The sequence below is a fragment of the Pseudomonas sp. S2_H01 genome (assembly GCF_054668305.1).
The window spans coordinates 1,927,312-1,951,215 of sequence record NZ_CP162756.1 but is presented as its reverse complement, the minus strand read 5'-3'; the positions used below and the strand labels follow the sequence as shown (position 1 = coordinate 1,951,215).

Genomic DNA, 23,904 nt, shown 5'->3' with positions numbered 1-23,904 from the left:
AGTGTGCCAGCGGCGCCCGCCGATGGCTATCGGCGCACGACCAGATAAAGGCCGGCGACCAGCATCAACACGGCGGGCCAGGCACTAAAGGCCATCAGTTCGTCACCCGACTGAGTATGGGCGGTGGCCAGAACCACGCCACCGGCCAACAGCCCGGCCCCGATCAGGCGCAAGGCCCAATGATCGCCCCGATTCGAGTAAGGCGGTGGTGGATCAGCGGCGTGGGGTTGTGACAGACGCTCCAGCAGGTCGCGTGTCATGTTGGCCAGGTGCGGAATCTGCTCGACCTGGGATTGCAGGTTGCCGATCAGCGTCTTGGGGCTGACGCGCTCGCGCATCCAGCGCTCCAGGAACGGTTGTGCGGTGCTCCACAGGTCCAGTTCCGGATACAGCTGACGGCCCAGCCCTTCGATGTTGAGCAGGGTTTTCTGCAGCAATACCAATTGGGGCTGGACTTCCATGTTGAAGCGGCGCGCGGTCTGGAACAGGCGCATCAACACCTGACCGAAGGAAATGTCCTTCAGGGGCTTCTCAAAGATGGGCTCGCACACCGTGCGGATGGCGGCTTCGAATTCGTTGAGTTTGGTTTCCGCAGGCACCCAGCCGGAGTCGATGTGCAGTTGGGCGACGCGGCGGTAATCGCGCTTGAAGAAGGCGAACAGGTTGCGTGCCAGGTAGTCCTGGTCTTCCGGTGTCAGGCTGCCCACGATGCCGCAGTCGATGGCGATGTACTGCGGATCCCACGGCGCAACGGTGCTGACGAAGATGTTGCCGGGATGCATGTCGGCGTGGAAAAAGCTGTCGCGGAACACTTGGGTGAAGAACAGCTCCACGCCACGTTCGGCGAGTTTCTTCATGTCAGTGCGCTGATCGGCCAGCGTCGCCAGATCGGTGACCTGAACCCCGTAGATGCGCTCCATCACCAGCACTTTCGGCCGGCACCAGTCCCAGTAGACCTGCGGGACGTAGAGCATGGTAGAGCCTTCGAAGTTACGGCGTAGCTGGCTGGAGTTCGCCGCCTCGCGCAACAGGTCGAGTTCGTCGTAGATGGTCTTTTCGTAGTCGGCGACCACGTCCACCGGGTGCAGCAGACGGGCGTCGGCAGACAGCCGTTCAGCGATTTTGGCGAGAATGAACAACCAGGCCAGATCCGACCCGATGATCGGTTTCAAACCAGGACGCACCACCTTGACCACCACCTCTTCGCCGGTTTTCAGTTGCGCGGCGTGGACCTGTGCCACCGAAGCGGACGCCAGCGGGGCGACGTCGAAGCGGGTGAAGACCTGGCTGATCTTCGCGCCCAGCTGAGACTCGATCAGCGCGATGGCTTTCTCGGATTCGAACGGCGGTACACGGTCCTGCAAGAGCATCAGCTCGTCGGCGATGTCTTCAGGCAGCAGGTCGCGCCGGGTCGAAAGCAGCTGGCCGAACTTGATGAAGATTGGCCCCAGGTCCTGCAACGCCAGGCGCAACCGTGCGCCGCGCGTCAGCTCATTCTTGCGTCGCGGAATCCAGCGCCACGGCAGCACGAAGCGTACGGCCAGCAGCCACCAAGGCAGCGGCAGGGCAAACAGCAGGTCATCGAGGCGGTAACGAATTACGACACGCTGGATGCGAAACAGGCGGCGGACGGCAAGCAGGCTCATGCGTTATCGCTGGATTTGAGGGATTGGGCCAGACGCTCGAAGCGGGCTTCGAGGCGTTCCAGGTCTTGTTTGGTCTGATCCAGTTCGGCGAAGCGGGCTTCTGCCTCGCGTTTGCCGACCAGGGTGCGTGATTCTTCGGCCAGATACTCGGCCAGGTTCAGGCTCAGGCTGGCAACGCTGTCACTGGTCCAGCGTGCACTGTTGCGCAAGTGGCCACCGATCAGCGTCGTGGCCACAGGCCCCAGCCAGCGTTGCAACTCATATTCCCAGTCCAGATCGAGATCCTGCAGCACGCCGGTCAGTTCCAGCAGCACGGCACTCTCGCCATCCAGCTCGACTTCCGGGCTGTGCAGGACCGCAGTCTTGTCCTTGCTCAACGCCAGACGCATCAGGCTCGCCGCAGGTGCGCGCAGGGTCACGTCGGCACCGCCTTCCCAATTCGCGGCCAGCATCAGGCCTTCGTCGCTGGGCAGGATGTACAGATGAAACGCAGGGCTGCTGCACTCGACCGCGATCACCTTGCCACTGAGCCGGTCAAGGCGTGGCAAGGCAGTGCTGTCCATCTGCAGCACGCGATTGATGCCGTGCTCGACGCCGGCGAGCAAGCCGCTGATCAACATCAGGGCTTGATACCACGGTGCAACGCGACGATGCCGGAGGTCATGTTGTGGTAAGTCACGCGGTCGAAACCGGCGTCCACCATCATCGACTTCAGGGTTTCCTGATCCGGGTGCATGCGGATCGATTCGGCCAGATAGCGATAGCTTTCCGAATCATTGGTGATCAGCTTGCCGGCCAGCGGCATGAAGGCGAACGAGTAGGCGTCGTAGACCTTGGACATCACTTTGTTGGTCGGTTTGGAGAATTCCAGCACCAGCAGGCGGCCACCCGGTTTGAGCACGCGCAGCATGGAGCGGATGGCGTCGTCCTTATTAGTGACGTTGCGCAGCCCGAAGGCGATGGTTACGCAATCGAAGTAGTTGTCCGGGAACGGCAGCTTTTCAGCGTCGGCCTGGACGAACTTGATGTTGCCGGCCACGCCGCGATCAAGCAGACGGTCACGACCGACCTTGAGCATCGAGGCGTTGATGTCGGCCAGCACGACTTCGCCGGTCGGGCCGACCAAGTGGGAAAACTTCTTCGCCAGATCGCCCGTTCCGCCTGCGATGTCCAGCACGCGGTTGCCGGTGCGCACGCCCGATAGCTCGATGGTGAAGCGCTTCCACAGGCGGTGCATGCCGCCGGACAGCACGTCGTTCATCAGGTCGTACTTGGCTGCAACGGAGTGGAAAACCTCGGCGACTTTCTCGGCCTTCTGGCTTTGCGCTACGGTTTTGTAACCGAAGTGGGTGGTGGGTTCGGCATCGCTGCCTTTGCGCGGATCGTTCATATCGCTGTCACCGGAATAAAGTGCCGCCATTCTAATCGTCGGGGCTGGCTTTGTCTTGACAAGGCTTACCGTGAACAGTTTCTTCGTTGAGCACCGCTGGTATAGTGCGCCGACGATTTACCTCGACGAAGGAGCCCGCCAATGGCGCGAATTACCGTAGAACGCCCGCATGCGCTGGGTAAGGACAAGGCCCGCGAGAAGGCCGAGCTGCTCGCTGAAAAGCTGGGCGACAAATATGGCATCGAGCACACCTGGAATGGCGACACCGTGTCGCTGGAAGGCAAAGGCGCAAAAGGGACCGTTCAGGTCGAAGACGCGCTGGTGCGGGTCAACATCGAACTCAATTTCTTCCTCTCGGCCATGAGCAGCACGATTCAGTCCGAAATCGAGAAGCAGCTGGACAAAGCGCTGACGGCGTAACGCCTACATCACCCGACCGCAACCTAGGGTGAGCTTTCTAATTTTTCTCTCTACTTTGTGCCCATGCCCCGACTTCAGCGGGCGGTTCCTCCTATCCCTTTCGAGCGTGAGGTGCGACATGGTCAAAGTTACCTTGAAGAAGAAAATCGAAGCCGAAGAAACGAAGGCCGTTTCCGAGGTTCGTCTTTATGCGCGCAAGATCTGGCTCGCGGGCCTGGGCGCTTATGTGAAGGCCGGGCAGGAAGGCGCCGACTACGTCAAAGAGCTGATCAAAACGGGCGAACAGACCGAGAAAAAGGCCAAGAAGGTCATCGATGAAAAGGTCGAGGCGGCCAACAGTGAAATCGATTCGGCCAAGGGCGAATTCAAGGGCGAAATCACCAAGGTCAAAGGTCGTGTCGAAGTGCAGCTCGACAAAATCGAAAGCGCATTCGACCGTCGTGTGGCCAGCGCCTTGAATCGCATTGGCATTCCGTCTAAACATGATGTTGAGACACTCTCTGCTAAGCTCGATGAGCTGACGGCATTGCTCGAACGTGTCGCGCGTAAACAATAAGGAGAGCAGGATGGCTGGCAAGAAGAAAACTGAAAAAGAAGGCAGCTCCTGGATTGGCGAGGTTGAAAAATACTCCCGCCAAATCTGGCTGGCTGGTTTAGGCGCTTACTCGAAGATCAGCAATGACGGCAGTAAGCTTTTCGAAACGCTGGTGAAAGACGGCGAAAAAGCCGAGAAGGAAACCAAGGCGACCGTTGGCAAGACGGTAGACACCGCCAAGGCTTCCACCAAATCCCGTGTCGGCGATGTGAAAGACCTGGCACTGGGCAAATGGGGCGAGCTGGAAGGGGCTTTCGACAAGCGCCTGAACAGCGCGATTTCCCGTCTGGGTGTTCCGAGCCGCAACGAAGTCAAAGCCCTGCACAGCAAGGTCGATCTGTTGACCAGGCAAATCGAGAAGCTGACCGGTGCATCGGTCACCCCCATCTCGAAAACCGCAGCGGCCAAACCTGCAGCCAAACCGGCGGCAAAAACCACCGCCAAGCCGCTGGCTAAAGCAGCCGCCAAGCCGTTAGCGAAAGCGGCGAGCACTGTGGCGAAGAAAACCGCAGCGGCCAAACCCGCAGTGGCCAAGGCGGCGGCCAAGCCGGTAGCGGCAGCGTCGAAAGCGGCGGCCTCCACCGCAGCCAAGGCGAAAACGGTCGCCGCGAAACCGGCTGCCAAGCCAGCACCGAAGGCCGCAGCGAAACCGGCGGCCAAGCCTGCGGCGAAACCGGTAGCTGCGGCGAAACCTGCAGCCAAGCCAGCGGCAAAACCCGCCGCCGCGAAGAAGCCGGCCGCAGCCAAAAAGCCTGCCGCTGCCAAACCCGCCGCAGCGCCGACTCCGGCTCCTGCTGCCAGCGCTACACCCACCGCGTCAGCACCGTCGGCCCCGGCCGCTACCCCGTCGCCAGCCTCCACGGCGTCGACACCGTCCAGCCAATCCTGATTCCCGGCTGGCGACACCGAAGCCCGATCTGTGAAAGCAGGTCGGGTTTTTTGTAGGTGACCTCTTGCCTGTGTAGGCGCGCGCTTGCCCGCGATTGCGGTATGTCAGGCAATCAATCAATGCCTGACGCATTGCAATCGCGGACAAGCGCGCTCCTACAGGGGGGGCGCCAAACCCAACGTGGTTCAATCTTCCAGATAATGCCGTGCCAGCTGCTCGGCCGCATGCCGTGCGCCGGGTTTAAGGTGCGGCGCGACCAGCATCATGATCTGGTAAACCACCACGCGTGTTTCACCTTCGCGATCCAGAATGCGCTGGTAATCCAGCGAGAACAGCAGCGTCATGGTGATCTGTTCCACCAATTGCCCCAGCGCCTGCGTGTCGCTGGTGACCTGGCCTTCGGCTTTGAGGCGAGCCAGTAACGAGGCGAGGGTGCGTTTGATCGAGTTGAGCAGATTCCGGATACCGCGAGCGAGTTTGGGCAGGCGGCTGGCGAGGTTCGACAGGTCCTGGAACAGAAAGCGATAGTGCGACAGGCGCTCGACGATCAGGTGCAGGAACAGCCAGTAATCTTCGGCGTCCAGACGTGCATCGGCCGGTGGATCGAGCAGCGGCGCCAGTTCATGCTGAAAGCGCTCAAACAGCTCCATCACCAACGGCTCCTTGCCGTGAAAGTGGTAGTAGAGGTTGCCCGGGCTGATCTCCAGTTCGTTGGCAATTTCCAGGGTTGAAACGTTGGGTTCGCCCTGCTGATTGAACAGCAGCAGGGCGCATTCGAGTATGCGGTCGCGGGTTTTCATCCAGTCTTCTTAATCAGTGTTCATGGCGAACTGTAGGAGCGTGGCTTGTCTCTGGGCCGCATCCGGACGATCTGCCGGGCACCGGCAGCAAATCCGGCGACCGCCATGTTCCGACGTTGCGCAGCGTCTGAGTTTGCGGGTGCTGCGCACCCGATCGCGGGACAAGCCGCGCTCCTACAGGTTTTGCAAATATTCAACGGACACGCACATACGTCCCCGGCGCAGCTTCCATCGGCGGGTAATTCTGGTTACCCAGCGCCGTCAGGGTTTCACGCTGCGCCCCGGACCGCTCCTGAACCCAGCTCAGCCAGCTTGGCCACCAACTGCCATCGGTGCGTTGGGCGTCGTAATACCAGGCGCGTGGGTCGCTGCTCAGTTTGCCGTTCTCGACAAAATTGGCCTTCGGGTGACCCGGTGGATTGAGAATGCTTTGGACGTGCCCGCTGTTGGAGAGCAGAAAACGGCGATCGCCACCCAGCAGCAACGTCGAGCGATAGACCACGTCCCAGGGCGTGATGTGATCGTTGATGCCCGCCACGCTGAAGCTCTCCACGGTGACCTTCTGCAGGTCGATGGGCGTGCCGCAGACCTCAAGGCCGCCAGGGTGTGTCAGCGGGTTGTGCTTGAAGAAGTCCAGCAGGTCGCCGTGCAACGCGGCGGGCAGACGCGTGCTGTCGTTGTTCCAGTAGAGAATGTCGAACGGCGGCGGCGCCTTGCCCAGCAGGTAATTGTTGACCCAGTAAGACCAGATCAGATCGTTGGGACGCATCCAGGCGAACACCTTGGCCATGTCACGCCCGTCCAGTACCCCGCGCTGATAGGAGCGACGCTTGGCTGCTTCCAGCGTCTGCTCATCAATGAACAGCGTCGCCGGGCTCTCGATCTGGCTGTCCAGCAAACTCACCAGATACGTCGCGCTCGACACCCGACGCATCTGCCGTTTGGCCTGCAAATGCCCCTGCAACGCAGCGATGGTCAGACCGCCCGCGCAGGCACCCATCAGGTTGACCTCGCGCGCACCGGTGATGGCGCGGCACACGTTCATCGCTTCTTCGGCGGCTTCAACGTAACTGGACAGCCCCCATTCACGGTGTCGCACATCCGGGTTGCGCCAACTGATGATGAAGGTCTGCAACCCGTTTTTCAGCGCGTACTGGACGAAGCTGTTGGTCGGGCTCAAGTCGAAAATGTAGTACTTGTTGATTTGCGGCGGCACGATCAGCAGCGGGCGCGCGTACTGCTTTTCGCTCATGGGCTTGTACTGGATCAACTCCAGCAGCTCGTTGCGAAACACCACGGCACCGGGCGTTACCGCCAGCGTGCGGCCAATCTCGAACGCGTCCTTGGTGGTCTGGCTGGGCAGGCCATTGTTGTGCATGAAGTCGTCGAGCATATGGCTCAGGCCTTTCACCACGCTGGTGCCGCCTGAGTTGAACAGCTCTTTTACCGCCAGGGGGTTGAGCAGGCTGTTGGTCGGCGCGAGGGCGTCGTTGAGCAGGGCAAAGATGAACTGCGCCCGGGAGCGATCATCGTCGGACAGTTCACTGTCGTCGATCCAGTGACGCACCTGGTGCTGCCAGCTCAAATAGGCCTGCAGCCCACGGCGGTAGAGTGGATTGTGGGTCCATGTCGGGTCGCTGAAGCGTGTGTCGTTAGGGTGCGGCTGATGCGGCGTGTCGCCCAGCATCACACGCCCCAGCTGCCCACCGAGCGCCAGCGCATGACGCGCTGTATAGACCGGGTGCTTGAGGCCTTGCAGCGCCACGTTGCGCAAGGTCGAAAACAGGTCCCTGCCCCGCAGGCCGGTGATCGCACTCTGCGCGTTGATGTAGGTCGCAGGCGTTGTATAAGGACTCTTCGCCGGTTTATCTCGCATGGATCAACACTCCTTCGTCAGACCATCAGCACATACACCTGCGCAGGCGACGAAGTGATCCGTTGCCCGCGCCACCCTGCACCTTGGCAATCCCGCTGACAGTGCAGTCAATGAAGCGATTTCTTTTTTTAAAGCACGAACGCCAGCCAGTCCCGACAAATCCTTTGGGGTTATCGCACGATAGGTGCGGGTTGAGGATGCATGACGGCACGTTGCCGTTCTTGCTGTAGGAACTTCATGATGATGGGCGCCACGGCCTCGGCGCGAGTGATCAAAAACAAATGACCATCATCGATTATGTGTAGCTGGGCATTGGGTATCCGCCAGGCCAGCAGTCGCATGTTGATCAGCGGAATCAATGGGTCATCGTCACCGGCGAGCACCAGCGTGGGCTGCCGGATCTTGTGCAACCAGTGAATGCTGGTCCAGCCCATGCCGGCGAAGAGCTGCCAGTAATAACCCAGCTTTCCGGACGAGCGGACCTTGGCCGCGTGGTTCGCGGCCAGGTGTGGATCGCGACGGAACGCGCCTCCGTAGATTTCCGGTGCGATGCGAATCACGTGAGACGGCTGGATGTAGCGGCGCGGGCTGGCCATCAACCACAGCACCTTCGGCTTGCCCGGCACCATCACGGCGCCTGCTGCGGTGGCGGCAAGCACGAGCTTTTTACAGCGCTCGGGGTAGTCGTGCGCGAACTGCTGAGCCAGCGCACCGCCCCAGGACACGCCAATCGCATTGACCTGACCATAGTCCAGATAATCGAGCATGCGCGCCGCCAGTCTGGCCAGACCGGGAAAGCGGTAAGGGCGACTGGGCGTCGACGAGCCGCCTACGCCGGGTACATCGAAAGCGATGACCTCAAGGTCCGGGTCCAGTGCGTCGACGAAGGGAAACACCAGCTCCAGGTTGGCGCCGATGCCGTTGAAAATCAGGAGCGGCGTGAGATGACTCTTGCCGGGGCGCACCGCGGTGCGGATGTTGTGGCCATCCAGATCGATGGTGCGAAATACAAACGGTTGCGGCATGCGCGAAGCCCTGTGGGTTAAACGCCGGTAATGCTGTCCTGCGCGTTTTCCGGTCCTGAAACCGCCTGGGCGGCTCCTGTGTGTTCGATGCTTGCCGTTCCATCTACAACGCATGCCCCTGTAGGAGCGCGCTTGCCCGCGATGGCTTAAGGTCTGACACCACAACTGTGCCTGACACACCGTAATCGCGGGCGAGCGCGCTCCTACGCCCTGCGGGCAGAATCAAAAGCGCATCGCCGCTTTGAAATCTATCGCTCGTGAACATACGTGCCCGGCGACGCCTCGCCCGCCGGATACGCCTTGTTACCCAGTGTAGCGGGGGATTTTTTCAGTTTGCCGGAGCGCTCGGCCTGCCAGGCCTGCCAGTGCAGCCACCAGGAATCCGTGTGCTTGGTCGCGTCTTCCTGCCAGCGGTTGGCATCGTCCGGCATCTCAGGGTTGGTCATGAACCGCGCCTTCGGGTTGCCCGGCGGGTTCAGGATGCTCTGGATATGCCCGCTGTTGGACAGCACGAACTCGGTCTTGCCGCCAAACAACCTGGCCGACTTGTAGCACGACACCCACGGTGTGATGTGATCATTGGTGCCGGCCAGACAGAAGACGTCACTTTTGACCTGCTTCAGATCGATCGGCGTGCCGCAGACTTCCAGCGCGTTGGGGCGAACCAGCGGATTGTTCTTGAACATCTCGATCAAGTCACCATGAAACGCGGCGGGCAGACGGGTGGTGTCGTTGTTCCAGAACAGGATGTCGAACACGGGCGGCTCGTTGCCCAGCAGATAATTGTTCACCCAATAGTTCCAGATCAAGTCGTTGGGGCGCATCCAGGCGAACACCTTCGCCATGTCTTTGCCCTCCAGCACGCCTGCCTGATACGAATGGCGCTTGGCCGATTCCAGCGTCTGTTCGTCAACGAACAGAGCGACCTGCGTGTCCAGGGTGGTGTCGAGCACGCTCACCAGCAGGGTCAGCGCGTTGACTTTTTGCTCGCCGAGGGCTGCGTAATGGCCCAGCAATGCGGTGCAGGTGATGCCGCCGGAACACGCGCCCAGCATGTTCACGTCTTTGCTGCCGGTGATCTTGCAGACCACGTCCACGGCTTCTTTCACGGCGTCGATGTAGGTCGACAGGCCCCATTCACGCTGGGCCTTGGTCGGGTTTCGCCAACTGATGATGAACGTCTGCACGTTGTTGCGCAGGCAGAAGCGGGCCAGGCTTTTGTCCGGGCTCAGGTCGAACACGTAGAACTTGTTGATCTGCGGTGGCACCACCAACAGCGGTCGCTCAAACACCTGCTCGGTGATCGGCTTGTACTGGATCAGCTCCAGCACGTCGTTGCGAAACACCACCACGCCATCGGTGGTCCCCAGGTTCTTGCCGACTTCGAACGCGTCCATGTTGACCTGGCTCGGCATGCCGCCGTTGTTCACCAGGTCTTTGGCCAAATGTGACAAGCCGTCGAGAATGCTTTTGCCGCCGGTTTCGAAAAAGCGTTTGACCGCGGCCGGGTTGGCCGCGCCATTGGTGGGCGACATCGCTTCGGTCATCAGGGTAATCACGAAGTGGCCCCGGCTGATGTCTTGAGCGGACAGGCTGCTGTCGTCGATCCAGTCGTGCAGTTCCTTGCGCCAGGCGAGGTAGGTCTGCAGGTAGCGACGGTAGAGCGGGTTCTGGCTCCAGGCCGGGTCGACAAAGCGACGGTCGTCGCTGTCAGGCGTGAGCGTGGATTTGCCGAGCAGGACGTTTTTGAGTTCGAGTCCGAAGTGGGCCACGTGCTTGGCGCTGTGGAACGGTTGCCTGATGGCCTGAGTCAATACCATGCGTGCCGTGGTGAGCAAATCCTTGCGCCTCAGGCCTACCACAGGGTTCAGCCCCAAGGTGTGTTCAGAGGCTTGACGCGGCAGATCATCATTACTCTTGTTACTCATCTACGACGCTCCATTGTCCTGAGACGAGCACTGACGTCCCTGTGAAAACACGTCACGGGCAAACGCCAGCACTGCTCTCGGGTGACCGATGATTAACACAACAGGTGTGAACGCTTACGCCAGGCACCGATTTTTTGGGGGTGCTGCAAGCGACGGCTACGAACATCACCGACAGGCTTCTGCAACGACTCCGATGCAGATGGCTTGCCAGAATCATTGGTTACGCGAGATTTCAAAAAATCGCAAGCAGGGCCAGTCATTGACCGCTGCGCGGGACATTGAAGCAAATGGAATTAGAAAGTGCGTCCTAAAACGCCAGTCGGTCGTCCAGCACCCGGGCTAGAGCGCTGGCTTAAAGCATCAGTCGAATGACTTGCTCGGAAGGGTCGCGGGATTTGCCTGCAGCTTTGAGCTCGGCCAGATAGTCGTCCCACAGTTGCGCCTGACGTTGCGCCAGTTGCTCAAGGTACTCCCACGTGAACAGTCCGCTGTCATGACCGTCGTCGAAGGTCAGTTTTAGTGCGTACTGACCGGCCGGTTCTATCTTGCTCAGGCCGACACCCAGCTTGCCGAATTGCAGAATCGGATTGCCATGGCCCTGAACCTCGGCGGAAGGCGAATGCACCCGCAAAAATTCGGCAGGGAGGTGGTATTCCTCATCCGGGCCGTATTTCAGGCTGAGGATCTTCGAGGCTTTGTGAAGCTGGATTGCGGTGGGGATGCGGGTCATAGACATTCGCGCCTTGCGCAGGAGTTGTAGGAGCCGGCTTGCTGGCGCACGCCACAGCACAGCCGATATCGTAGGCAGACTCATCTGCAGCATTCGCCAGCAAGCCGGCTCCTACAGGAGATCTGCGTTCAGCCCGAATAGTAGCGGCTGGACAGACCTCGTGGTGGCGTGCGGTTAGAGAATGTAACGCGACAAGTCTTCGTCTTCTGCCAGCTCGCCCAGATGGCTGTTGACGTATTCGGCGTCGATCTGGATCGTTCCGGTGTCCTGCGAAGTCGCCAGGTCGCCCGCGCTGAAAGAGACTTCTTCCAGCAGACGCTCCAGCAAGGTGTGCAGACGACGGGCACCGATGTTTTCGGTCTTCTCGTTGACCTGCCAGGCGATTTCCGCCAGACGCTTGATGCCTTCGGGCATGAACTCGATGTTCAGGCCTTCGGTTTTCAGCAGCTCGCGGTATTGCTCGGTCAGGGACGCGTGTGGCTCGCTCAGAATGCGTTCGAAATCCTGCGGGCTCAGTGCCTTGAGCTCTACGCGGATCGGCAGACGACCTTGCAGTTCAGGCACCAGATCGCTCGGCTTGCTCAAGTGGAACGCGCCGGAAGCGATGAAAAGGATGTGGTCAGTCTTGACCATGCCCAGCTTGGTGTTGACGGTGCAGCCTTCGATCAGGGGCAGCAGGTCACGCTGTACACCTTCGCGAGACACGTCGGCGCCGCCGACGTTGCCGCGCTTGGCCACCTTGTCGATCTCGTCGATGAACACGATGCCGTGCTGTTCGACCGCTTCCAGCGCCTTGCCCTTGAGCTCTTCGTCATTGACCAGACGGCTCGCTTCTTCGTCGCGGACCATCTTCAGCGCGTCCTTGACCTTCAGCTTGCGGCTCTTCTTCTTGCCCTTGCCCATGTTGGCGAACAGGCTTTGCAGCTGGTTGGTCATCTCTTCCATGCCGGGCGGCGCAGAAATGTCGACGCCGCCCATTTCGGCGACTTCGATTTCGATTTCCTTGTCGTCCAGCTGGCCTTCTCGCAGGCGCTTGCGGAACAGCTGGCGCGTGTTGGAGTCGGTGCTCGAGGACGCGTCCTCGTTGAAGCCTACGCGTGCCGGCGGCAGCAGAGCGTCGAGAATGCGGTCTTCGGCAGCGTCTTCGGCGCGATGACGCACCTTGGTCATTTCCTGTTCGCGCAGCAGTTTCATGGCGGCGTCGGCCAGATCACGAATGATCGACTCGACATCACGGCCCACATAACCGACTTCGGTGAACTTGGTCGCTTCGACCTTGATGAACGGCGCGTTGGCGAGCTTCGCCAGGCGACGGGCGATTTCGGTTTTACCGACACCGGTCGGGCCGATCATCAGAATGTTTTTCGGGGTCACTTCGACACGCAGCTCTTCTGGCAGCTGCATCCGGCGCCAGCGGTTGCGCAGCGCGATGGCGACGGCGCGTTTTGCATCGTCCTGGCCGATGATATGGCGATTGAGTTCGTGGACGATTTCGCGGGGAGTCATGGACATGGTTTTCAACGGTCCTCGGTCGTGGATGAGTTCAGCGGGCCGCGATGAATTGCGGCCTGCGGCAGGACTCATTCAGCGAGGTCCTGCTCCTCAATGGTGATGTGGTGGTTGGTGAATACGCAGATGTCGCCCGCGATGTGCAGGGCCGTCTCGGCGATTTCACGCGCCGACAGTTCGGTTTTCAGCAGCAGGGCGCGCGCGGCGGCCTGGGCGAACGCACCGCCGGAACCCATGGCGATCAGGCCATCCTCGGGTTCTACGACGTCACCGTTACCGGTGATGATCAGCGAGGCATCTTTGTTGGCAACGGCCAACATGGCTTCCAGGCGGCTGAGGGAACGGTCGGTCCGCCAGTCTTTCGCCAGCTCGACGGCCGCGCGGACAAGGTGGCCCTGGTGTTTTTCCAGCTGCGCTTCGAAGCGTTCGAACAGGGTGAAGGCGTCGGCAGTGGCGCCTGCGAAACCGGCGATGACCTGACCGTGATAAAGACGGCGGACTTTTTTGGCGTTGCCTTTCATGACGGTGTTGCCGAGGGAAACCTGGCCGTCACCCGCCATAACGACTTTGCCTTGGCGGCGCACTGAAACGATGGTGGTCAAGGGGAGAGTCTCCACGCTGCGGGGCGAAAATGCCCTGATGGAAACTCATATGGGGGTGGGGGCGGGTATTTCAACTGCTGGAGGGGTTGGGGGATGAATGGCAGCTGTTGATAAGCGCAGGATGCCGCATCTCCCTGTAGGAGCGCGCTTGCCCGCGAAGGCGTCGTGTCAGACGGCGTATTCGTTTATGACACACCGCATTCGCGGGCAAGCGCGCTCCTACATCGGAATGCGCAGGTTCTTAACGGCTCTGACGCTGTTGCAACAAAAGGTTACTGAACCCACCACCGGCCAACTGCTTCTGCGCCGTGGTCAGTTGCTCGCGGTTGCTGAACGGTCCCACCAGCACGCGGTACCAGGTTTCATCCTTGACCGTGCCCGACTCAACCGTCGCGGCCTGGCCCAGCAGAATGATCTGCGCACGTACCTTGTCGGCGTCGGCCTGCTTGCGGAACGAACCCGCCTGCAGGAAGAACGTCGTCACGGGCGCTGGCTTTGTGACCGGTGGCGCCGGTGGAGGCGTCAGGCCACTGAGCGCCGCCTGAGCGCGCGCCGTGTCGATCTTCGCCGCCTGTTCAGGCGTAACCGGTGTCGTTGGTGCGACCACAGGAGGCGGTGTTTTTTCAGGCACCGCTTCGTTCGGGACAATGACTTCCGACTCAGGCAGCAAGGTATAGAAATCGTACTTCGGCTTGACCGGTGCGGTCGGGCTCGGCGGCGTTTTGTTCGCCTCGGCAATCTTCGCGGCCTTGGCCTCAGCCTTGTTGCGCTTGATGTCGTCGCCGCTGCCGGGCTCCAGTTTCATCAGGAAAACGATGAAGGCACCAACGGAAAGGCCGATCGCCAGCCACAGCCATCCCGGAATCGGCTTCTTTGCGGGTGCCTCGTACCGGCTGGCGCCGCGCTTGGGAGCAGGTTTCTTTTTGACTGCCAACTTACATACGCTCCAGAGTTTCCAGACCCAGCAATTGCAGGCCTTGCTTGAGGGTGCGGCCGGTCAGGTGCGCGAGGCGCAGACGGCTTTGCTGCTGCTCGGGGGTTTCCGCGTTCAGGATCGGGCAGTTCTCGTAGAAGCTGGAGAACAGACCGGCCAGGTCGTACAGGTAAGCGCACAGCACGTGCGGCGTACCTTTGTCGGCGACGTTGTTTACGGTTTCGCCGAACTGGGCCAGTCGCGCCGCCAGGTCCTGCTCCTGAGGTGCGTCGAGGATGATCTGGCCGTTGTTTTCGTCGTACGCCTCGCCTTTCTCTTCCAGCTTGCGGAACACGCCGACCACGCGGGTGTAGGCGTACAGCAGGTAAGGCGCGGTGTTGCCCTCGAAGCTCAACATCTGATCGAAGTTGAAGCTGTAATCGCTGGCGCGGTGTTTCGACAAGTCGGCGTATTTGACGGCGCTGATGCCCACGGCCTTGGCGATGGTGCGCAGTTCGTCTTCGGCGACTTCCGGGTTTTTCTCTTTCACCAGCACGTAGGCGCGTTCTTCGGCTTCGTCCAGCAGGTCGACCAGTTTGACGGTGCCGCCATCGCGGGTCTTGAACGGACGGCCGTCGGCGCCGTTCATGGTGCCGAAGCCCATGTGCTCCATCTGCATGCCGTTGGTCACGAAGCCTGCGCGACGCGCGACTTCGAACACCTGCTGGAAGTGCAAGGCCTGACGCTGGTCGACGAAGTACAGCGCGCGGTCGGCTTTCAGGACGTTGCTGCGGTAGCGAACGGCCGCCAGGTCAGTGGTCGCATACAGATACCCGCCGCCGGCTTTCTGCACGATCACGGGCAGCGGTGTGCCTTCAGCGGTTTTGAATTCTTCAAGGAATACGCACTGAGCGCCATTGCTCTCGACCAGCAGCCCGGCTTTCTTCAGGTCGGCGACGACATTGGCCAGGTCGTCGTTGTAGGCGCTTTCGCCCATCACGTCCTTCGGCGTCAGTTTGACGTTCAGGCGTTCGTACACTTCCTGACAGTGCGACAGCGAGATGTCCTTGAAGCGGGTCCACAGCTTCAGGCATTCAGGATCGCCCGCTTGCAGCTTGACCACCAGGCCACGCGCGCGCTCGGCGAAGTCTTCGGATTCGTCGAAACGGCCTTTGGCGGCGCGGTAGAAGTTTTCCAGGTCCGACAGTTCGTCGCTGGTGGCCGGGGTTTCTTGCAGGTAGGCCAGCAGCATGCCGAACTGAGTACCCCAGTCGCCGACGTGGTTCTGACGAATGACGGTGTCACCGAGGAACTCGAGAACACTGGCCACGCCGTCGCCAATGATGGTCGAACGCAGGTGGCCGACGTGCATCTCTTTGGCCAGGTTCGGCGCCGACAGATCAACCACGACGCGCTGCGCAGGACCGTTCTTGCGCACCGACAGTGTGGCGTCGGCCAGCGCGGCATCGAGGCGCGAGGCCAGGGCCTGGGTGTTCTGGAAGAAATTGAGGAAGCCTGGACCTGCGATATCGACCTTGCTGATCTGCTCGTCGGCAGGCAGCGCCGCAACGATTTTCTCAGCCAGATCGCGAGGCTTCATGCCTGCAGGCTTGGCCAGCATCATGGCGATATTGCTGGCGAAATCGCCGTTTTTCTTGTCCTTGGCGTTTTCCACCTGAATCGCCGGCGTCAGCCCTTCCGGCAAGACGCCTTCGGTGACGAGTTGGCTCAGAGCTTGTTGGATCAGCTGGCGAATGGTGTCTTTCATGGTGCTCTCTTTCGACCGCAAGCGCGGCAGCGCTCGATGCGCGGGTGGAAAAACTGGGCATTATCCGTTGCCGGAGCCACCTTGCCAACCGCGATGGATGCACGGTTGTGATTTTGGTCGCGACCGTAATCACGTGTAGGAGCGTGGCTTGTCCCGCGATCGGCTGCGTAGCAGTCGTCAACCTGCGCACCTCGGCTTATTCTGACGGACTGCATTCACAGGGTTTGCTGCCGCTGCGCGCCAGATCGCGGGACAAGCCGCGCTCCTACAGGAACCGTGATCAATATAGATCCACCGGATCGACATCCAGCGACCACCGGACCTGTCGCCCGCTCGGCATGTTTTCAAGGGCCAGCAGCCAGGTCGCCAACAGCTTGTGCAATGGCGCGCGGGCGCTGGCCTGGACCAGCAATTGCGCGCGGTATCGACCGGCACGGCGTTCCATGGGAGCCGGAACCGGGCCCAACAGTTCAATTCCACCCAGTGCCATTTCCTTCAACAGGTGCTCCGCTTCCGTGCAGGCTTCGTCGAGAAATCCCTCAGCCTGACCCGGCTTGTGCGCTTCAGCGCGCAACAACGCCAGGTGCGAAAACGGCGGCAATCCGGCAGCACGGCGCTCACTCAAGGCTTGTTCGGCAAAGGCGAAATAACCCTGCTCGGTGAGCTGAATCAACAGGGGATGCTCGGCCAGGTGCGTCTGAATAATCACCTTGCCCGGTTCTTCCGCGCGCCCGGCTCGGCCCGCCACCTGCACGATCAGTTGCGCCATCCGTTCGCTGGCCCGGAAGTCGCCGGAGAACAAGCCGCCGTCGGCGTCCAGAATCGACACCAGCGTCACGCGCGGGAAGTGATGCCCTTTGGCAAGCATCTGCGTGCCGACCAGAATGCACGGCTGGCCCTTTTGAATCGTCGCGAACAGCTGATTCATCGCGTCTTTGCGCGACGTGCTGTCGCGGTCGACGCGCAGCACGGGATAGTCGGGGAACAGAATCGCCAGCCGCTCTTCGGCGCGCTCGGTGCCCGCGCCCACCGGCCGCAGATCGACTTTGCCGCAGGCGGGGCAATTGCGAGGCACGCGCTCGACATGGCCGCAATGGTGGCAGCGCAGCTCGCCGGAGCGCTGATGAACGGTCATGCGCGCGTCGCAACGGTTGCATTCCGACAGCCAGCCACAGTCATGGCACAGCAATGTTGGCGCAAACCCTCGGCGGTTGAGGAAGACCAGCACCTGTTGGCCTGCCGCGAGTGTCTGGCCGATCGCTTGCTGCATCGGGCCGGAAATGCCGCTGTCCAGCGGACGGCTCTTCACGTCCAACCGCAGGAAGCGGGGCTGTTGGGCGCCACCGGCACGCTGGTTCAGGCGCAGGAGGGCGTACCTGCCGGTGTAGGCGTTGTGCAGGCTTTCCAGCGAAGGCGTGGCGGAGCCCAGCACAATCGGGATGTCTTCCTGCCGCGCGCGCACCAGCGCCAGGTCGCGGGCGTGATACCGCAGGCCTTCTTGCTGTTTATAAGAGCCGTCGTGTTCTTCGTCGATGATGATCAGGCCGGGGTTTTTCATCGGCGTGAACAACGCAGAGCGGGTTCCGATAATGATGTCGGCCTCGCCATCACGCGCCGCCAGCCAGGCATCCAGACGGTCGCGGTCGTTCACGGCCGAATGCAGCAGGGCGATGCGCGCGTTGAAGCGCTGCTCGAAACGGGCGAGTGTCTGCGGGCCGAGATTGATCTCGGGGATCAATACCAGCGCCTGCTTTCCGGCTTCCAGCGTCTCGCGGATCAGTTGCAGGTAGACCTCGGTCTTGCCGCTGCCGGTCACGCCGGCCAGCAGCGAGGCGTGAAAGCTGCCAAAGCCCGAACGTATTGCCTCGTAGGCCGCGCGCTGTTCCGTGTTCAGTGCCAGTTCCGGCTGCGCCAGCCAGTGCTCGTGTCGCGCCACAGGTGCGTGGCCGCGCACTTCAACCGTCACCAACTCCTTGGCCAGCAGCAGGTTCAGGCTGTCCCGGTTCAGCATCAGCTTGCTCAACAATTGATGAGCAACGCCGTGAGGATGTTGCGCCAGCGTCCTGAGCGCTTCTTTCTGTTTGGGCGCACGGGCGATGCGCGGGTCATCCACGCTGGCACCTTCTGCGGCCTGCCAGAAGCGTTCCTGACGCGCCTCGGCCGGTTCGCCCTGACGCAGCAGCACGGGCAGCGCCCAGCTCAACGTGTCGCCGAGGCTGTGCTGGTAGTACTGAGCCGTCCAGAGGCAGAGCTTGAAGAGCGAGGGCGGCAGCGGGGCTTCCTGGTCCAGGAGGGCGATCGCGGGTTTTAATTTGTCAGCGGGTACTTCACTGTGATCGGTGACCTCCACGAGAATCCCGATCATTTCCCGGCGGCCAAACGGGACCCTCAGGCGCATGCCAGGCTGCAGAGCGCTGGGAGCGACTCCGGCGGGAGCGCGGTAATCGAACAGACGACGCAGGGGCGAGGGCAGGGCGAGGCGCAGAATGGCGTCGGGCACGCGTGGGATTTCCTGTTACGGAGTATGACCAAGGGCGCGATCTTAGCAGACGACCGGCATTAACGTTCCCTTGCGTCATTTGCACGCTCTGTTAATATGCGCGGCCTAATTCCGTGCGGTATTCAACAATAGTGTTGGGTGGCGGCACGCTAGCCTGAGGAAATACCGATGAAAGCTGATATCCATCCAGTTTACGAAGACGTCGTTGCGACCTGCAGCTGCGGCAACGTCATCCACACCCGTTCGAACCTGGCCAAGCCGCTGAGCCTGGACGTGTGCAACGAGTGCCACCCGTTCTACACCGGTAAGCAAAAGACTCTGGACGTTGGCGGCCGCGTCGACAAGTTCAAGTCGCGTTTCGGTGCGTTCGGCGCAACCAAAGCGAAGTAAGAGTGGTCATTCTGGATCGCTCCCCGAGCTACTCCAGGCTGCTCAAAAAGGCGTCCCTTGCGGGCGCCTTTTTTATGTCTGCGATTTGGCTTTCTGCGGCTCAGGCGCTGTGCCCGATGCCGGATTCCTTGCCCGTGGCACAGGTGCAGCGCGTGGTCGACGGCGACACGCTACGCCTGAGCGATGGGCGCAGCGTGCGCATGATCGGCCTCAATGCGCCAGAAACTGGCAAAAAAGGTCAGTCTGCCCAGCCGTTCGCTGAAGCGGCCAAGCGTCGGCTGCAAACCTTGGTCGATGACAGCGGCGGTCAGGTCAGTCTGCGTGTCGGTGAACAGGCCACCGATCATTACGGACGCACCCTGGCCAATGTCTATGGCCGCAATGGCGCCAATCTCGAAGCACAATTGCTGGCCGAAGGGCTCGGTTATCTGGTCGCGGTGTCGCCCAACGTCGCGCTGGTCAATTGCCAGCAGGCGGCGGAGAAAACGGCTCGTCAGACGGGGCTCGGCGTGTGGCGCAACTCACCGGTGCAATCGCCGGATCAGATCAATACCGGTGGCTTTGCCGTGGTGTCCGGGCAGGTCACGAACGTGCAGCGCAACGGCGGCGGGATCTGGATCGAGTTCTCGGACGCGCTGGTGCTGCGCATCGCCCCGGACCTGGTGAAGCAGTTCGACACGGCTGCGCTTTTACGCCTAAAAGGGCAGAGCATTGAAGCGCGGGGCTGGATTGTGGATCGCTCTCGTCGCGGCGGGCTGAAAGCAGGTCAGGCGAGATGGATGATGCCAATCACGCATCCTGCCATGTTGAATACAAGTATTAATTAAATTTGTAGACAATATGCAGATCGTATTGTCTTCACTGCAGGCCTTGTATTTCGCGGCTCTACGCTGAAAGTCGTAGATGCGACCTCTTGACACAGCTGACTCGCCAGTCTTGTTAGGACTTTGTGACTTGCGTATGCTCGTTCGTCCGTCTGTCCAACAGCAAAAAAAGCGGAATGCCCACATGTCAGATTTGAAAACTGCCGCTCTCGACTATCACGCCAATCCTCGTCCAGGGAAACTGAGCGTCGAACTCACCAAAGCCACCGCGACAGCTCGCGATCTGTCACTGGCGTACAGCCCGGGCGTCGCTGAGCCGGTGCGTGAAATCGCACGCGATCCTGAACTCGCTTACAAGTACACCGGCAAAGGCAACCTGGTCGCGGTCATCTCCGATGGTACTGCGATCCTCGGCCTGGGCAACCTCGGTCCACTGGCTTCCAAGCCAGTCATGGAAGGTAAAGGTGTACTGTTCAAGCGCTTCGCTGGCATCGACGTGTTCGACATCGAAGTCGATTCGGAAAGCCCGCAGGCCTTCATCGACACGGTCAAACGCATTTCCATCACCTTCGGCGGCATCAACCTGGAAGACATCAAGGCACCTGAGTGCTTCGAGATCGAAAAGGCGCTGATCGAGCAGTGCGACATTCCTGTGTTCCACGATGACCAGCACGGCACCGCGATCGTGACCGCAGCCGGCATGATCAACGCACTGGAAATCGCCGGCAAAACCCTCGAGCAGGCAAAGATTGTCTGCCTGGGCGCCGGTGCTGCAGCCATCTCCTGCATGAAGCTGCTGGTGAGCATGGGTGCGAGGATCGAAAACATCTTCATGATCGACCGTAACGGCGTGGTTCATTCCGGCCGTACCGACCTGAACCAGTACAAAGCGCAGTTCGCTCATGCGACTGACAAGCGCACCCTGGCGGATGCCCTTGATGGTGCTGACGTGTTCGTAGGGCTGTCCGGTCCTAACCTGCTGAGCGCTGAAGGCCTGAAGTCCATGGCCGCCAACCCGATCGTGTTCGCGTGCTCGAACCCTGATCCGGAAATCTCGCCGGAGCTGGCTCACGCCACTCGCGACGACGTGATCATGGCAACCGGTCGTTCGGATTACCCGAACCAGGTCAACAACGTGCTGGGCTTCCCGTTCATCTTCCGCGGTGCACTGGACGTTCGCGCCAAGCGCATCAACGAAGAAATGAAGATCGCTGCAGCCAACGCTCTGCGTGAACTGGCCAAGCTGCCGGTGCCTCAGGAAGTCTGTGACGCCTACGGTGGCATCAAGCTGGAATTCGGCCGTGAATACATCATTCCGAAGCCAATGGATGCACGCCTGCTGGGTCTGATCTCCGATGCGGTTGCCAAGGCCGCTATCGCGACCGGCGTAGCCACTCAGCCGTACCCGAAACATTACCCGCTGAAAAGCGTGGATGAAGTGTTTAACGGCTGATAGCTGAGCAACAAACAAAAAGCCCTGCACAGATGCAGGGCTTTTTTGTGGGTCTTGGGTTTTGCTTCGACTGTAGGAGTGAGCTTGCTCGCGATTGCGATAAGCCAGTCACCTCGCAGGTGTCTGGCATGCCTTCATCGCGAGCAAGCTACCTTCTACAGCGATCAGAACAGATCGATCGGCGCTGACTCATCGGCAGGCAGCGGGCTGCCAGGTGCCGGGCTGCCGTTCAACTCGTTCACGCTCGGCGGGGTGTCTTCGCTCTTGAACAGCTCGAAGAACGCGCCTGCCGTGCTTGGCGTGGCCGAGCGACCGCTGACCGGGTCGATGCGCAGACTGAGGATGCCGTCAGGCTCGGCCTGCACATGCGGTGGCTTGTCCTTGAGCGCGGCGCTCATGTAGCTCATCCAGATAGGCAGCGCAACGGTGCCGCCGAACTCATGGCGACCGAGGCTTTCGGGCTGATCGAAGCCCGTCCAGACCGTGGTCACGTAATCGGCGTTATAGCCCGAGAACCACGCATCCTTCGAGTCGTTGGTCGTACCGGTCTTGCCCGCGATGTCCGGACGGTTCATCGACAGCGCGCGTCGGCCAGTCCCGCGCTTGATCACATCCTGCAGCATGCTGTTGAGGATGTAAGTCGTGCGACCGTCCACGATGCGTGGTGCAACGGCAGGCGCAGGTGGTGCGCCGCTGGCGTCCAGCGCATTCGGGGCTGTATTGGCAGTCAGGGCGGGTGTTTCCGGTGCGGCGAAGGTCGAGGCATCGCTGACTGCCGCCTCGCTGACCTCTTTCGGGTTGGGATCGTTGGCCGGCACGGTGGGCGGGTTGGCGACGAACAGCGTCTTGCCTTCGCGGTCCTCGATCTTGTCGATCAGGTAGGGGCTGATCTTGTAACCGCCGTTGGCGAAGGTGCTCCAGCCGCTGACGATTTCCATGGGCGTCAGCGTCGCGGTGCCCAGTGCCAGCGAGAGGTTAGGCGGCAGGTCGGCCTTGTTGAAGCCGAAACGGGTGATGTAGTTGATCGCGGTGTTGACGCCCAGGCTCTGCAGCAGGCGGATCGACACCAGGTTACGCGACTTGTACAACGCCTCACGCAGACGAATCGGCCCCAGGAACGTGCCGTTGTCGTTCTTCGGACGCCAGACCTTGTCGACGGCTTCGTCGACGAACACGATCGGTGCATCGTTCACCAGGCTCGCGGCGGTGTAGCCGTTGTCCAGGGCGGCCGAATAAAGGAACGGCTTGAAGCTCGACCCCGGCTGACGCTTGGCCTGCATGGCGCGGTTGTAGTTGCTCTGTTCGAAGGCAAAGCCACCGACCAGCGCGCGAATCGCACCGTTGCGCGGATCCAGCGACACCAGTGCGCTCTGAGCGAGCGGAATCTGGCTGAACTTGAGCGAGTTGTCCGGCTGACGCTGGAGGCGAACCAGGTCGCCGACGTGAGCGACATCTGACGGCTGCTTCGGATTCGGGCCAACGCTGTTGGTGTTCAGGAAGGCCTTCGCCCACTTCATGCTGTCCCAGGCAACGGTTTCTTCTTTCTCGCCATTGCGTGTCAGCACGTGGATGCCGTTCTTGTCGACCTGGCTGACGATGGCCGGCTCAAGACCGCTGATCGGACGCTGCTTGGTCAGTTCTTGTGCCCAGCCATCGCGGGTCAGGCCCGGAAAGCGGCTTTCAGGCCCGCGATAGCCATGGCGCTGGTCGTATTCGATCAGTCCATCCTGCACGGCCTTGTTGGCGTCTTCCTGAAGATTGCTTGGCACGGTAGTGGTGACGCGGAAGCCTTCTGTGTAGGCTTCGCTGCCGTAACGGCCGACCATTTCGGCGCGGGCCATTTCGGCGATGTACGGCGCGTTCACTTCAGGGCTCTGAACGTGGTAGCTGGCGTTGATCGGCTCGGCCAGTGCTGTCTGGTAGGTGTTCTGGTCGATCTTGCCCAGCTTGAACATGCGCCCCAGAATCCAGTCGCGACGCTCCTTTGCGCGCACCGGGTTGGCCAGTGGGTTGAATCGTGACGGTGCTTTGGGCAGGCCTGCGATCATCGCCATCTGCGCAACGCTCAGGTCGCGAATGGATTTACCGTAATAAACCTGTGCGGCGGCCTCGATACCATAAGCCCTGTTGCCCAGGTAGATCTTGTTGACGTAGAGCTCGAGAATCTCGTCCTTCGTAAGTTGGCGCTCGATTTGCAAGGCCAGAAGAATCTCGGTGGTTTTCCGTGAGAAGCTGCGCTCGCTGGTCAGGAAGTAGTTTTTGGCGACCTGCATGGTGATGGTCGAGCCGCCGGACTGAATATGACCGCTCTTGATCAGCTGGGTAGCGGCGCGCATCAGGCTGCTGGGGTCTACGCCGTAGTGGTTGGCGAAGTTGTCGTCTTCGGCGGACAGCAGGGCGTGAATGAAATTAGGTGGAATATCGGCGAAACGGATGGGAGAACGGCGCATTTCACCGAACTCCGCAATCAGCTTGCCATCGCTGCTGAACACGCGCAGCGGGATTTGCAGCTGAATATTGCGCAGCGCATCGACCGAAGGCAGGTTCGGCGACAGGTAAAGGAAGGCGCCGCTCAAACCGAGCAGTAGCCCGCAGACGATAGCGACAAAGGACCACCAGAAAAACTTCAGCAGGCGTATCAAGGCT

The 23,904-nt window shown here is 60.7% G+C and carries 20 protein-coding genes; 6 read left to right on the top strand and 14 right to left on the bottom strand.

Translation table 11 applies throughout. The features are described 5' to 3' along the window. Nucleotides 1–26 precede the first annotated feature (26 nt). Genes ubiB through ubiE form a run of 3 tightly spaced genes read right to left on the bottom strand, consistent with a single transcriptional unit; the run spans nt 27 to nt 3,036 of the window. Complete coding sequence (ubiB, locus tag AB4N84_RS08535; protein ID WP_074751521.1) at nt 27–1,646, bottom strand: ubiquinone biosynthesis regulatory protein kinase UbiB; 1,620 nt, start codon at nt 1,644–1,646, stop codon at nt 27–29. Then, the gene (locus tag AB4N84_RS08530; RefSeq protein ID WP_460045970.1) at nt 1,643–2,266 is read right to left on the bottom strand and encodes a ubiquinone biosynthesis accessory factor UbiJ; all 624 of its coding nucleotides are present in this window, start codon (nt 2,264–2,266) and stop codon (nt 1,643–1,645) included. The genes ubiB and AB4N84_RS08530 overlap by 4 nt, the downstream gene beginning before the upstream one ends. Then, nucleotides 2,266–3,036 carry a bifunctional demethylmenaquinone methyltransferase/2-methoxy-6-polyprenyl-1,4-benzoquinol methylase UbiE gene (gene ubiE, locus AB4N84_RS08525; protein ID WP_074752160.1) on the bottom strand — a complete coding sequence of 257 codons (771 nt, stop codon included), beginning with the start codon at nt 3,034–3,036 and terminating at the stop codon, nt 2,266–2,268. The genes AB4N84_RS08530 and ubiE overlap by 1 nt, the downstream gene beginning before the upstream one ends. Before the next feature lie 141 nt (nt 3,037–3,177). Here ubiE and AB4N84_RS08520 point away from each other — a divergent pair, with 141 nt between their 5' ends. The 3 genes from AB4N84_RS08520 (at nt 3,178) to AB4N84_RS08510 (ending at nt 4,940) form a co-directional block, all read left to right on the top strand. Beyond that, nucleotides 3,178–3,456 (top strand): polyhydroxyalkanoic acid system family protein, encoded by a 279-nt coding sequence (locus AB4N84_RS08520; protein WP_074751525.1) that lies wholly within the window; start codon nt 3,178–3,180, stop codon nt 3,454–3,456. Nucleotides 3,457–3,574: 118 nt separating this feature from the next. Continuing rightward, the gene (locus AB4N84_RS08515; RefSeq protein WP_074751527.1) at nt 3,575–4,012 is read left to right on the top strand and encodes a phasin family protein; all 438 of its coding nucleotides are present in this window, start codon (nt 3,575–3,577) and stop codon (nt 4,010–4,012) included. A gap of 10 nt (nt 4,013–4,022) precedes the next feature. Beyond that, nucleotides 4,023–4,940 (top strand): phasin family protein, encoded by a 918-nt coding sequence (locus tag AB4N84_RS08510; RefSeq protein ID WP_460045968.1) that lies wholly within the window; start codon nt 4,023–4,025, stop codon nt 4,938–4,940. A 185-nt stretch (nt 4,941–5,125) separates the two neighbouring features. Here the strand turns inward: AB4N84_RS08510 and AB4N84_RS08505 are convergent, their stop codons facing one another. The 10 genes from AB4N84_RS08505 to AB4N84_RS08460 form a co-directional block, all read right to left on the bottom strand. Continuing rightward, on the bottom strand, nt 5,126–5,740 hold the full coding sequence (locus AB4N84_RS08505) for a TetR/AcrR family transcriptional regulator (protein WP_460045967.1): 615 nt from the start codon (nt 5,738–5,740) through the stop codon (nt 5,126–5,128). A 193-nt stretch (nt 5,741–5,933) separates the two neighbouring features. Next, on the bottom strand, nt 5,934–7,616 hold the full coding sequence (gene phaC, locus AB4N84_RS08500) for a class II poly(R)-hydroxyalkanoic acid synthase (protein ID WP_460045965.1): 1,683 nt from the start codon (nt 7,614–7,616) through the stop codon (nt 5,934–5,936). Nucleotides 7,617–7,786: 170 nt separating this feature from the next. After that, nucleotides 7,787–8,641: a poly(3-hydroxyalkanoate) depolymerase gene (phaZ, locus tag AB4N84_RS08495; RefSeq protein ID WP_062379246.1), complete on the bottom strand. Its 855-nt coding sequence runs from the start codon at nt 8,639–8,641 to the stop codon at nt 7,787–7,789. A 248-nt stretch (nt 8,642–8,889) separates the two neighbouring features. Beyond that, nucleotides 8,890–10,569, bottom strand: a complete 1,680-nt coding sequence (gene phaC / locus AB4N84_RS08490) for a class II poly(R)-hydroxyalkanoic acid synthase (protein ID WP_074751535.1) — start codon at nt 10,567–10,569, stop codon at nt 8,890–8,892. A 352-nt stretch (nt 10,570–10,921) separates the two neighbouring features. Further along, entirely contained in the window at nt 10,922–11,299 is a 378-nt protein-coding gene (locus tag AB4N84_RS08485; RefSeq protein WP_460045964.1) for a gamma-butyrobetaine hydroxylase family protein, read from the bottom strand. Nucleotides 11,300–11,473: 174 nt separating this feature from the next. Then, nucleotides 11,474–12,811 (bottom strand): ATP-dependent protease ATPase subunit HslU, encoded by a 1,338-nt coding sequence (gene hslU, locus AB4N84_RS08480; RefSeq protein ID WP_074752161.1) that lies wholly within the window; start codon nt 12,809–12,811, stop codon nt 11,474–11,476. Nucleotides 12,812–12,879: 68 nt separating this feature from the next. Further along, nucleotides 12,880–13,410: an ATP-dependent protease subunit HslV gene (gene hslV / locus AB4N84_RS08475; RefSeq protein ID WP_074751539.1), complete on the bottom strand. Its 531-nt coding sequence runs from the start codon at nt 13,408–13,410 to the stop codon at nt 12,880–12,882. A 241-nt stretch (nt 13,411–13,651) separates the two neighbouring features. Continuing rightward, nucleotides 13,652–14,344, bottom strand: coding sequence for an SPOR domain-containing protein (locus AB4N84_RS08470; protein ID WP_074751541.1), 693 nt, complete (start codon nt 14,342–14,344; stop codon nt 13,652–13,654). Nucleotide 14,345: 1 nt separating this feature from the next. Then, nucleotides 14,346–16,091, bottom strand: coding sequence for an arginine--tRNA ligase (argS, locus tag AB4N84_RS08465; RefSeq protein WP_460045962.1), 1,746 nt, complete (start codon nt 16,089–16,091; stop codon nt 14,346–14,348). Nucleotides 16,092–16,371: 280 nt separating this feature from the next. Continuing rightward, nucleotides 16,372–18,591, bottom strand: a complete 2,220-nt coding sequence (locus AB4N84_RS08460) for a primosomal protein N' (RefSeq protein WP_460045960.1) — start codon at nt 18,589–18,591, stop codon at nt 16,372–16,374. Between the two features lie 168 nt (nt 18,592–18,759). Between AB4N84_RS08460 and rpmE the strand changes: the two genes are divergently transcribed. The 3 genes from rpmE to AB4N84_RS08445 all read left to right on the top strand — a co-directional run bounded on the left by rpmE (nt 18,760) and on the right by AB4N84_RS08445 (nt 21,258). Beyond that, on the top strand, nt 18,760–18,981 hold the full coding sequence (gene rpmE / locus AB4N84_RS08455) for a 50S ribosomal protein L31 (protein ID WP_062379238.1): 222 nt from the start codon (nt 18,760–18,762) through the stop codon (nt 18,979–18,981). Between the two features lie 74 nt (nt 18,982–19,055). Next, entirely contained in the window at nt 19,056–19,808 is a 753-nt protein-coding gene (locus AB4N84_RS08450) for a thermonuclease family protein (protein ID WP_460045959.1), read from the top strand. Nucleotides 19,809–19,989: 181 nt separating this feature from the next. Continuing rightward, a complete protein-coding gene (locus tag AB4N84_RS08445; RefSeq protein ID WP_460045957.1) occupies nt 19,990–21,258 on the top strand; it encodes a malic enzyme-like NAD(P)-binding protein in 1,269 nt (422 codons plus the stop codon). A 164-nt stretch (nt 21,259–21,422) separates the two neighbouring features. On the opposite strand, the gene AB4N84_RS08440 is transcribed toward AB4N84_RS08445, so the two are convergent. Next, complete coding sequence (locus AB4N84_RS08440; protein ID WP_460046965.1) at nt 21,423–23,897, bottom strand: penicillin-binding protein 1A; 2,475 nt, start codon at nt 23,895–23,897, stop codon at nt 21,423–21,425. Nucleotides 23,898–23,904: the final 7 nt, after the last annotated feature.

What these genes read in the sequence shown, in the direction of transcription:
- phaZ (WP_062379246.1), bottom strand. Translation starts at nt 8,641, where the DNA reads ATGCCGCAACCGTTTGTATTTCGCACCATCGATCTGGATGGCCACAAC.
- rpmE (WP_062379238.1), top strand. Translation starts at nt 18,760, where the DNA reads ATGAAAGCTGATATCCATCCAGTTTACGAAGACGTCGTTGCGACCTGC.
- phaC (WP_074751535.1), bottom strand. Translation starts at nt 10,569, where the DNA reads ATGAGTAACAAGAGTAATGATGATCTGCCGCGTCAAGCCTCTGAACAC.
- AB4N84_RS08510 (WP_460045968.1), top strand. Translation starts at nt 4,023, where the DNA reads ATGGCTGGCAAGAAGAAAACTGAAAAAGAAGGCAGCTCCTGGATTGGC.
- ubiE (WP_074752160.1), bottom strand. Translation starts at nt 3,036, where the DNA reads ATGAACGATCCGCGCAAAGGCAGCGATGCCGAACCCACCACCCACTTC.
- AB4N84_RS08485 (WP_460045964.1), bottom strand. Translation starts at nt 11,299, where the DNA reads ATGACCCGCATCCCCACCGCAATCCAGCTTCACAAAGCCTCGAAGATC.
- hslU (WP_074752161.1), bottom strand. Translation starts at nt 12,811, where the DNA reads ATGTCCATGACTCCCCGCGAAATCGTCCACGAACTCAATCGCCATATC.
- AB4N84_RS08520 (WP_074751525.1), top strand. Translation starts at nt 3,178, where the DNA reads ATGGCGCGAATTACCGTAGAACGCCCGCATGCGCTGGGTAAGGACAAG.
- AB4N84_RS08450 (WP_460045959.1), top strand. Translation starts at nt 19,056, where the DNA reads ATGTCTGCGATTTGGCTTTCTGCGGCTCAGGCGCTGTGCCCGATGCCG.
- AB4N84_RS08530 (WP_460045970.1), bottom strand. Translation starts at nt 2,266, where the DNA reads ATGTTGATCAGCGGCTTGCTCGCCGGCGTCGAGCACGGCATCAATCGC.
- AB4N84_RS08445 (WP_460045957.1), top strand. Translation starts at nt 19,990, where the DNA reads ATGTCAGATTTGAAAACTGCCGCTCTCGACTATCACGCCAATCCTCGT.
- AB4N84_RS08505 (WP_460045967.1), bottom strand. Translation starts at nt 5,740, where the DNA reads ATGAAAACCCGCGACCGCATACTCGAATGCGCCCTGCTGCTGTTCAAT.
- argS (WP_460045962.1), bottom strand. Translation starts at nt 16,091, where the DNA reads ATGAAAGACACCATTCGCCAGCTGATCCAACAAGCTCTGAGCCAACTC.
- AB4N84_RS08515 (WP_074751527.1), top strand. Translation starts at nt 3,575, where the DNA reads ATGGTCAAAGTTACCTTGAAGAAGAAAATCGAAGCCGAAGAAACGAAG.
- ubiB (WP_074751521.1), bottom strand. Translation starts at nt 1,646, where the DNA reads ATGAGCCTGCTTGCCGTCCGCCGCCTGTTTCGCATCCAGCGTGTCGTA.
- phaC (WP_460045965.1), bottom strand. Translation starts at nt 7,616, where the DNA reads ATGCGAGATAAACCGGCGAAGAGTCCTTATACAACGCCTGCGACCTAC.